General features: G+C 40.3%; 3 protein-coding genes. 2 read left to right on the top strand and 1 reads right to left on the bottom strand.

Features of this window, described 5'->3' with window-relative positions:
* The first annotated feature begins 83 nt into the window (after positions 1-83).
* Both AC4MRQ_RS22170 and AC4MRQ_RS22165 read left to right on the top strand, forming a co-directional pair.
* Positions 84-9914 (top strand): MBG domain-containing protein, encoded by a 9831-nt coding sequence (locus AC4MRQ_RS22170; protein ID WP_491199914.1) that lies wholly within the window; start codon positions 84-86, stop codon positions 9912-9914.
* Between the two features lie 233 nt (positions 9915-10147).
* The gene (locus tag AC4MRQ_RS22165; RefSeq protein ID WP_491199913.1) at positions 10148-10795 is read left to right on the top strand and encodes a DUF2459 domain-containing protein; all 648 of its coding nucleotides are present in this window, start codon (positions 10148-10150) and stop codon (positions 10793-10795) included.
* 168 nt (positions 10796-10963) lie between these two features.
* On the opposite strand, the gene AC4MRQ_RS22160 is transcribed toward AC4MRQ_RS22165, so the two are convergent.
* On the bottom strand, positions 10964-11471 hold a 508-nt coding region (locus tag AC4MRQ_RS22160; RefSeq protein ID WP_491199912.1), incomplete at its 5' end, for an acetate uptake transporter.

Raw genomic sequence — 11471 nt, 5'->3', positions numbered from 1 at the left:
CAGGATCATCTGCCACACCTAATATTACCATATCAGGTCTGTCTTCAGTTACACAGTATTACGTTAAGGTTTACGCATATAATATGTGTGATGGAGAAGCTTATTTTGAACAAACAGGCCGCTCGGTTAGTATTTATACTTGTGGAGCTCCGGCTGATGGAGCGAATAATTATCTTGGGAGTAGCGGTGGTACATACGGCACTCATTCTTTAAACACGGTATATAATCGCAATGGGGCTGTTGAAGCTACGGGCTTACTTTTGTACATCAACACAGAAAACAGTTTTACCGACCCGGATGTAACATATGCTAACCTACCAACGGCAAATTCTGTTTATTCGGGCACAGGACAGCAATTGTATCATATAGGAACATACACCAGTAATTTTGCCCCGGTTACCGGACTTACTCCCAATACCACATACTATGTAAAGTCATATCCTTATTACACTTGTGGGGGAACAACTTATGTGAACATAAATGATACAAAAGTTGCCGCATATGCAACATGTAATTTCTCTGATAATTTAGCATCCAATCCGGTTTTTGGGGCTATTTCCAGCAACAGCATGGAATTAAATTCATTTACAGCCCTTAGCCCAACAGCACCTGCAACCGATCCCGAAGGTTATATTATCAGAATGAATACAAGCAACAGCTTTAGTACATATGCCGATGGTGCAGCTTTACCAACCGGGGACACCGCTTATGGAGGTTCCGGGGAACAAGTTGTTTATGCCGGCAGTTCTACCAATCCCAATCTTACCATTAGTGGTCTTAACGCCAACACCACCTATTATTTCAACATAGTCGCTTATTATCATGCATGTGGAGTAATTAGTAAAAGAAGATACCAACAGGATGGTTACAGTTTTTCAAAATCGAATGCAAATGCAGTAAATACGTCTATTGCGTTTTATGATATCACCAAAACAGTAGGAGATGCGGATTTTGACCTAAGCGCTACGGCTTCAGATGGAAGCACGGTTACGTATCAAATCTTAAATCAAACAGGTTCAGGTACTTCTCTATCAGGGACAAATAATGAAACAGTAACTCTTGGTACAGCAGGAACAGTGACCATAGAAGCAACTGCAAATGGTGTATCTGAACAGGCTACTCTCACCATCAATCCTGTTGAAACGGCTAGTGGTTTTACATTTGCAGATCAAGTTATTTCCCTTGTAAACCCAACAGACCTATCTGCTTATGTAAGTGGTGCAACAGGTTCTGTTAATTTTGAGATTATTGGAACAGATTATGGGTATAGTATTTCAGGTTCTGATCTGAATTGCGGTCCGCTGTCGGCAGAGATCATCATTCGTGCAACCGATTCGGGTACCGGAGAAACCAAAGATGCCATATTCTACATCTGGGATGGTACCAATAATGCACCGGACATTGCTATTGACGAACCAGATTATGATACAGACCTTGGCCTGGGAACTACTACTGCCATAACTCCGGCACGTACAATGAATGATGGTTATTCTTACGCTAACCTATCCTATGCAATAAAATCATACCCTTCAGGAAGTTACAAAAACAGTTCAAACGAAATTGTAACAGGCCCAATTGCAGGAGAGCTTGTTATTACTATAACAGCAACCGAAGATGTCAACGATTTTTACCAAAATAACACATCAAGTATTGATCGCGTTTACTACGTAAAAGCCAACCAAGTAGTGACTTTCGATGGTGCTCAAAATACCATTTCAAGTACATATGGCGATTCACCGTTTACATTGGTAGCAAGTGCAAACACAGGAGGATCTATCACTTTCACAAGTAACGATCCATCGGTTATCTCTGTTTCGGGTAGCACGGCTACCATCAATAAACCGGGGTATGTTGAGCTGGTTGCAAACCAAGCCGGAAACAATACTTATTTTCCGGCTAGCACAGGTTTGTTCTTTACGGTGAACAAGGCTTCAACCAGCATTGTAGCTATCCCTGCACAAACTTATACTTCTTCAGGCAGTGGAATACCTTTTGTAGCTTCTGCCACAGGCATTAACAGTGAATCATTACCACTTAAAACTACTTATCGTCTTTCGGGAACTTCCAATCCATTTACTTCTGCTGAGCCATCGGCCATTGGTGTTTACGATGTGGAAGTGAGATTAGACGAAAGTGCTTTGGTAAATTACAGTGACCCGGGAGTAACAAACGGTACCCTGGAAATAACGGCCGGTATTCCCATTACCCCTGCAGATATTGCATTTAATGCACCGGCAAGTTTGGTATATGATGGTACTGCCAAAACATATACGGTTACGCCGGATAACGGACTAAGCCCGGCACTTCCACAAAATGATTTGGAACTTACCTACGAAGGGCGAAATGGTACAAGCTATACAAGCAGTTCTACAGCTCCGACAAATGCCGGAGACTACACGGTAACCGCCACGGTAAAAGCTTCAAATGCCGATTATGCAGGAAGTGTAAGTGAAGATTTTACAATTGCTCCTTATACAACTGTCATCAGTTTAAACTTACCTGCAGGCAACCTTGAATACACAGGTATGGAGCAAGGTATTGTTCCAACGGCAAACGACCAGGAAGGTAACCCGACTTTAAGTTTAATTACGGAATACAGCATTACAGGAGCTAATAGTTATAGCACTACATTACCTGTTAATGCAGGCACATATCATGTAAGAGTAAATATAGATGCAACAGAAACAAACTATACAGCAACTGAGACCACCGGTTCGTACACAATAGATAAACAAACCCAGGTTATCACATTTAATGCTATTGCAGAAGTAGCCTGTGGGCAAACAAGTATCGACCTTTCGTTATATGCAAGCACCGATAGTGATTTACCGCTTACATTTACAAGTAACAATTTGTCTGTAGCTTCAATTGCTGGTAATATTTTAACCATTAATGGAGCAGGAACGTCAACTATAACGGCTTTGCAGAATGGAAATGGAAATTTTGATGCCGCAACCATGCAAAGTCAAACACTTACTGTTGCAGCGGTACAGGAAAACTATACGGTAGATAATCTTTCAGATGTTTTAATATGTGATGGAACTCCTTATACATTACCGGCATTAACAGAAGGTAATTATTTTTCAGAACCCGGAGGTTCAGGTACTGCATACAATGCCGGAGATAATATTTCAGCATCTATGACCATGTATATTCATGGTGTTTCATCAACCAGTGCCGCTTGTACAGATGAAAGCAATTTTAATATTAGCATCAATAACCCTCAGGCGGATAACCTGCCTGATGTAACTGAAATTAACAGCTATATATTACCAACCCTTTCAAACGGAAATTATTATACCGGAGCTGGAGGAACAGGCACGGCACTTAGCGCAGGTGAATCCATTACCTCTTCACAAACAATTTATGTTTACAGTAATGATGCAGGTTCGGGTTGTACTACAGAAAGCAGTTTTGATGTAACCATCGAAAAGCTTAGTGCATTACACTTTAACGGAGGAGTGTCCGGCTGGGATTATATTGATGTAGCAGATAATGCAAGTTTGGATTTTACAAACAATTTCACCTTTGAAGCATGGGTGAACTTTGATCAGGTTGATAGAATAAATGACGGTTGGGACTGGCAATGCCTATTTGCCAAATCGCGTTACACAGAATCGTATGCTTTGATGATGTTGACTGATGGACCAAGTAAACTCTTACGTTTTTACCACCCCGGTTTTGGAAATGGATATACAGACTACAACTTTACACCAAGTGCCAACACTTGGTATCATATGGCTGTATCGTTAAGTAGTACAAAAGCAGCAATTATAATAAACGGAACAGAAGTTGCCTCACAAACGGGCAGCGGAAGTTTGACTCCTAATAATAATTCTTTAATAATTGGAGCAGGTGTAACAGCCGGTGGTGATCCTTATCCGGTAGATGGAATATTAGATGATGTTCGTTTCTGGAGTATTACCCGCGACGCAGCAACCATTAATGCTGAGAAACAGATGGAATTGACAGGTAACGAATCGGGTCTGGTATTATACTACAATTTTAATGAAGGGATTCCCGGAGCTGACAATACCATAATTACAACTGTAAATGATCATAGCGGTGAGAACAATGTTGGTACATTAAATGCTTTTGAATTAACAGGAACGAGTGGTAACTATGTTGATGGTTCTACCAATGGTGTTGGAATGGGAACGTCTCAATCCATTACATTTAATGCACTTTCCAACAAAACATACGGTGATACAGACTTTACACCGGGAGCCACGGCTTCTTCAGGTCTAACTATAAACTATACAAGTTCGAATACTTCCGTAGCCATTGTTTCCGGTAATACGGTAAGCATTGTGGGTGCAGGAACTACTGATATTTATGCTTCTCAGGCAGGTGATGCTACCTATGATGCTGCCCCGAATGTAAAACAAACGTTGACAGTAAATCCGGTAGCCATTGAAATAACAGCAGATGCTAAAAACAAATACTTAGGTCATGCTGATCCGGATTTAACCTACAACATTACAAGTGGTTCGCTAATTAACGGAGACTTATTAAGCGGAAGTCTGGTGAGAGAAACCGGAGAAACTTCAGGAACATATGCCATTAATCAAGGTACATTAACCGCCGGAAATAATTACTCAATTAATTTTGTGCCGGGAGAATTTACCATTGAATCATTGATTCCTCAAACTATTTCATTTATCCCTATTGTAAACCCGGTATATGGTGATACAGTAATAACAGGAGTCAGTGCATCATCAGGTTTAGATGTTACCTTGACAAGTTCTGATCCGGCCATTGCGAGAATATGGAATAATTCTATCATTATGGATAATGTGGGTACTGTAACCATTACAGCCTCGCAGGCCGGAAATGCTGAATATTTGGCAGCGACAGATAGTGTATTGACATTCACAGTAGGACCGAAATTAATAAATGTTGTTCCAAAGGATACAACCATACAGTACGGATCGCTCTATTTACCAAATGATGGAACCTTACGTTATCCGGTTGCATTCCAGGGATTAGTAAAAGATAGTGATACAACCACTTTCGAAAATTTTCTGCCTGATTTACGGGCTTATGTTAGTGACCTTAATACACCAACAGTAGCAAGGACACCAGGTACTTACGATCTTGTTTGGGATGGGACCAATAAACCGGCCTTCATTGATCATTCAGGAAAATATAATATAGCTACCAGTGGAACCGGAAAAGTTACAGTAGTTGCAGCTCCGGTAACAGTAAAGGCAGATCCTGTATCAAAAGTGTATGATAATGGAGCCACTGCAGATCCGGCACTGACCTATACATTGGATAATTCAGGACTAACGAACAATGTGGGAACCATAGATTATAGTAGTGACTTTGCATTATCAGGTGCTTTAACAAGAGCTGCCGGTGATAACGCAGGAGTTTATCCTATCAGTCAGGGTACACTGTCAGCCGGTTCAAACTATGCCATTAATTTCGTAAGTGATGATTTTGAAATCACTAAGGGCATTGTCACAGTGGAATTAAATCCACTATACGTCGACTTGCAATACGGCGAAAGTTATCCGGCGGGTGGTAATCCATTGTTGACTTACTCCGGTTTTGCTTCAGGAGATACAGAGGCTTCGTTGAATACCTTGCCGGAACTGACTACAGTTGTAGACGAAATGACCGATGCAGGCGTATACCCTTATACCATTGGCGGCGGTGTAGATGACAATTATGCATTCAACTATGTTAACGGTAATATCACGGTTTCTAAGCGAGGCTTAATGGTAAGCTTAGATAATTTGACACTGACTTATGGCGATCCACTTCCAACAGATCTTAATTATTCTGTAACCGGATTTGTGAATGGAGATGATACTTCGGTATTTACCAGTCAGCCTGTTATGGGTTACAATACATCACCTACTGATGCAGGAACGTATAATTCAGAACTGAAGCTTGTAACCGCTTTCCAGGCAAATAACTATTTCTGGGCCGGAGAAGCACGTGGTACCTTAACCATCAACAAAAGAGACCTGATTGTTACTCCTGTAGATACAACTTTGGAATATGGAGCCATTGGGGCAAACAGCTATCCGGTTACCTATTCAGGATTCCAATATGGTGAGGATGCAGATGTGTTGAATATTGGAGTTGGAAGTCCAACGGTAACATTCATCGATGAAACTTCTCCTGCTTTATATTACAACGCAGGTGGCGTTTATAATAATGCCATTAAGGTAGAAGCAAGTAGTCAGGCAGCAATGACCGGCAATAACTACAACCTGGTATTTGAAACAGGTCAGCTTACAGTAACTCAAAGGCCAATCACCTTTACTGCTGATGCAAAATCAAAAGTTTATGGTGATGCAGACCCGGCTTTTACTGCTCAACTAACGGCCGGAAGCCCGGCCAATGGTGATGCTGTTAATACCTTTGGTTTTAGCAGGGCTTCAGGAGAGAATGTAGGTGATTATTTTATTGATGCGCCCGGAATTAAGTTGAATAACTCAACCGGAGCAGATGCAACAGCAAACTATGATATTACCTATGTAGGAGATAACCTGAGGATTGGTCAGAAAACTATTACAGTTACGGCTGATGCCAAGACTAAGGTGTATGGAGATCCTGATCCGGAGCTTACTTATCAAATTACAGGTGGATCATTAGTAGGTAGCGATGTGTTTACCGGTAGCTTGACTCGTGAGGCAGGAGAAATTGCTTCTACAAGCGGTTCGATGCACTCAATAGATTATGCAATTGAGCAAGGAACGCTTGAACTAAGTAATAATTACAATCTTACTTTTATTGGTAATGAATTAACCATTAGCAGAAGAGAGTATACATATTCTGTTGACAATACAACCATTACATACGGTGATGCATTCCCGGGATATAAATTTACTACTGTATCCGGCTCATTAAAATCAGGAGATTATCTTGATTATATATCAAATGATGATCGCTATCGTGTTGTTCAACAAGCATTGGGTGTAGGAACACATTTCGTAGGTCCAGCACTATTGGGGTCAACAATTGAAATAAAAGATGCGTCGGGTGTAATTGTCGGCTTAAATTACTATTCTACCTCTGGAAATGCTACCATGCATAACCTGACAATAAATCCAAAGGCAATTGAAGTAACTGCCGATGCGAAGACAAAAACGTATGGTGAGAACGACCCTGCTTTCACGTATCAAATCACGAATGGTAGTTTTGTTTCTACTTCGAATGGGACCGATAGCTTTACAGGCGGACTTAACAGGGCTGCAGGAGAAAATGTAGGTAATTATGCAATTACACAAGGGACACTTGACAACAGTAATTACAACATTACATTTATTAGTAATGATTTATCTATTGGACAAAGAGCTATTGAGGTAACAGCCAACGATAAAACCAAGTTTTTAGGTTCTGCAGATCCTGCATTGGATTATACCATTACCGGCGGAAATCTGGTAAATTCAGATGCTATTACAGGAAGCTTAACTCGTGATGCAGGTGAAACAGTAGGTACTTACGCCATTACCCAGGGAACCTTAGCTGCTACAGCTAATTACAATATGAGTTTTGTAAGCGGAGCATTGACCATAACCGATTTACAAACGCAAACCATCACATTTGATGCTTTGGCAGATGTAACTTATGGTGATACTGACTTTAGCTTGACAGCAACAGGTGGTGGTTCGGGTAATCCGGTAACCTTTATGAGCTCCAATACTTCAGTAGCAACAGTTTCCGGTAATACAGTAACCATTGTTGGGGCTGGTAGTACCACAATTACCGCTTCACAGGCAGGGAATTCGAGTTATGCTGATGCAGCTGATGTTAATCGAGTATTGGTGGTTAACCCAAGGGCTATTGTATTAGCAGCCGATGAGAAAAGTAAAACTTATGGTGACTCAGATCCTGTGTTTACTTATCAAATAATCAGCGGTTCATTAGTGGGTAGTGATGTACTTACAGGAAGTATGGAACGTGAGGTAGGAGAGAACGTAGGTAGTTATGCTATGTTACAAGGTACATTAGATAATAGTAATTATTCAATTACCTGTTTGCCAGGCATGTTTACCATCACTAAAAGAGCCATTGAGGTAACTGCCGATGCAAAAACTAAGACTTATGGAGATGTTGATCCGGTATTAACTTATAGCATAAGTTCAGGTTCACTTGTTGGTAGCGATGTATTCTCAGGTAACCTGTCAAGATTACCAGGAGAAAGTGTAGGGCCGTATCCTATAACACAAGGTACGCTAACAGCAGGTAGTAACTACAGCGTTAGTGTTATGCCGAACACATTAACGATTACACAAAGACCTGTTACAGTTACGGCTGATGCAATTAGCAAAACGTATGGAGATGCTGATCCTACATTAACTTACTCAATTACGAGCGGTTCATTAGTAGGTAGCGATGTATTATCAGGAACGCTTTCAAGAACAGCAGGCGAAGACATAGGTACGTATGCTATTGCACAGGGAACAATGAATAGTAGCAACTATGCCATTACTTTTGTAAGCAATGATTTAACAATTGGTCAAAGAGCCATTGAAGTAACTGCTGATGCTGTTAGCAAAACATATGGTGATGTTGATCCTACATGGACTTATACTATAACTAATGGTACACTGGTTGGTAGTGATGCCTTTACAGGAAGTCTTTCAAGAACAGCGGGCGAAGACACAGGTACTTATGGTATTACGCAAAACACATTAGCATTAAGTAGCAACTATAATCTAAGCTTTGTGGGTAATGATTTTACCATTACACAAAGACCTATTGAAGTTACCGCCAATGATAAAATCAAGTTTGAAGGTTCTGCTGACCCTGTATTTGATTATAGCATCACAAACGGAAATCTGGTATTCTCGGATGTCCTTGCGGGAAGCTTAACACGTGATGCAGGTGAATCTGTAGGTACTTATACTATTAACCAAGGAACTTTAGCTGCTACAGCTAATTACAGCATGAGCTTTGTGTCCGGAACATTGACCATTACCGATTTACAAACACAAACCATTACATTCGATGCCTTAGCAGATGTAACTTATGGTGCTGCTGACTTTACATTAACAGCAACAGGTGGTGGTTCGGGTAATCCGGTAACCTTTGTGAGCTCTAATACTTCTGTGGCAACAGTTTCCGGTAATACAGTAACCATTATTGGAGCAGGTAGTACCACAATTACAGCTTCACAGGCTGGAAATACAAGTTATGCAGACGCTGCTGATGTTAATCAGGTATTGGTAGTTAACCCAAGAGCAATTACTGTGGTAGCCGATGCCAAGAGTAAAACTTATGGTGAATTAGATCCGGAGTTAACTTATCTATTAACTTCTGGTTCATTGGTAGGTAGTGATTCTTTTACAGGAAATTTAACAAGGGAAGCAGGTGAAAATGTTGGAACATATGCCATCCAACAAGGTTCTGTTTCTGCCGGAAGCAATTATAACCTGAGTTTTGTAGGTGATAATTTTACAGTGAGCAAAGCAGATCTGTTTGTAACAGCTGATGATAAGCAGATGGACTTTGGAGGCGAAGTACCTGAGTTAACAATATCATTTAGTGGTTTTGTAAATGGAGATAGTGAGGTTGTTGTTGATGTATTGCCAGTGGCCGGTACTGAGGCGACATCAGCATCATTACCAGGGGAATATCCAATTGTTTTAACAGGAGGAGAAGACAATAATTACAACCTGGTACTAACTGATGGTAAATTAGCTGTTATGCCGGTAGCAACAGGATTTACACCAGAAGTTCAGTTAATTGTTTCAGTATATCCGAATCCGGCAGATAATTTTATAACAGTTGAAGCGGAATCTGATCTGGAGGTGATGATTTTTAACTCGAATGGCAGGTTATGTGTTGAAGGATTGACCAATGAACAAATAGATGTTAGTCAACTAGATCCAGCCACGTACTTTATTAAGATCAAAGGAATAGCTAAGACATATAAGTTTTTAAAACGATAGTTTGGTAGCTATTGGTTATAATTAAAGCCATCTCCGGGTTTCCGGGGGTGGCTTTTTTACAATTATAATGGACTCTAACTACGAAACCAGATTAGATAAACTGTTATCCAAACTCTTTGCCTCAGGGAATAGGATTCTTAGTTTAACCTTTATTAATCTCACAATTTCAAATACAATTGGTATAAGTACTTCATTGTACTAAATTGCATTCTGTTTTATTACTCAACAGTACAATGCGTATTCTTAGAAAAGTCATCCGATTTATTTTCATTGCTTTGGCAATTCCGGTTTTATATGCATTGGCTTCATTGTTGCTGTCATTAATTACTATAAATACAACAAAAACGACAGATGGTGATACTGAAATAATTTACCTCAGCACCAACGGTGTGCATCTGAATGTTATTCTGGCTCAAAAGGATATGAGCGAGGCCTTGTTAGAGGGTTTAGTTGTGAATCAAACTGATGAGTTTTATTCCATAGGCTGGGGTGACGAGGAGTTTTACCTTAATACGCCCTACTGGTCCGACCTGACTTTCAAAACGGCTTTTCAGGCGGTTTTTCTGAAAGGTTCGAGTTTAATGCACGTGACACGTTATCGGAACGTTCAAAAACATTGGGTAAGCATCGAACTGAATAAGGCAGAGTTGATCAGGTTAAATGAAATAATAGCTGCATCATTTATGACTGGTGAAGGGGGGAAGAAAATTCACTTAGTTGGAAAAGGCTATTCATACAACGATGATTTTTATCAAGCAGTAGGCAGTTACTCATGCTTTAATACCTGCAATACCTGGGTCAATTCTGTTTTTAAGCAAAGTGGTCTGAAGTGCTGCATGTGGACACCATTCGACTTTGGTTTGATGAATAAGTATCAATAAAGCTATAAAGAAAAGTGATTCTTACTAGTTACTGTGGGGTTTGCCACAGCAATGACATTGGGGTACCCGCTGCATGAATGTACCTGATTCCATATCTGGAATTAAAACAAAAAGCCCGAACGTATTATTCGGGCTAAACTTTTATCACATATACAATTCCAATTGAACCTAATATGGCATCGGTAGTATTTGTTTTCCATATACTTCCACCAAAAGAGTCCCAATAGCAATATATAATGCAGTTGCTCCACAAATTACTCCTTCGATTCCAGCAATGGTATGAATCAGGTGACTTCCGGTAAAGCTGGCGATCGCCAACAAAGCAAATAACACCACAACAGTACTGAATAAAAACACCATTGTTTTTGTCAGTTTAAAGGTTGCTACCCATAGACCCAAAGTATAAATACCCCAAACCGTAAGGTAATAGCCCATTGCCGTACCTGAAGGTGCTTCACCTAATCCCATTTGAGGGAATATCCATATAAATACTAAAGAAATCCAAAAAGCTCCGTAAGATGAAAAGGCCATCATACCAAACATGTTGTTCTTCTTCCATTCGAGCATACCTACAAGGATCTGTATGATCCCTCCCATCATAATCCCCATTCCCATAATCATGGTATCAAGACCAAACAAGCCAGCATTGTGCAGGTTTAAAAGCATTGTGGTTAAT

The sequence above is a fragment of the Carboxylicivirga sp. genome, from assembly GCF_982718395.1.
This window is presented reverse-complemented; position numbering and strand designations above follow the sequence as displayed.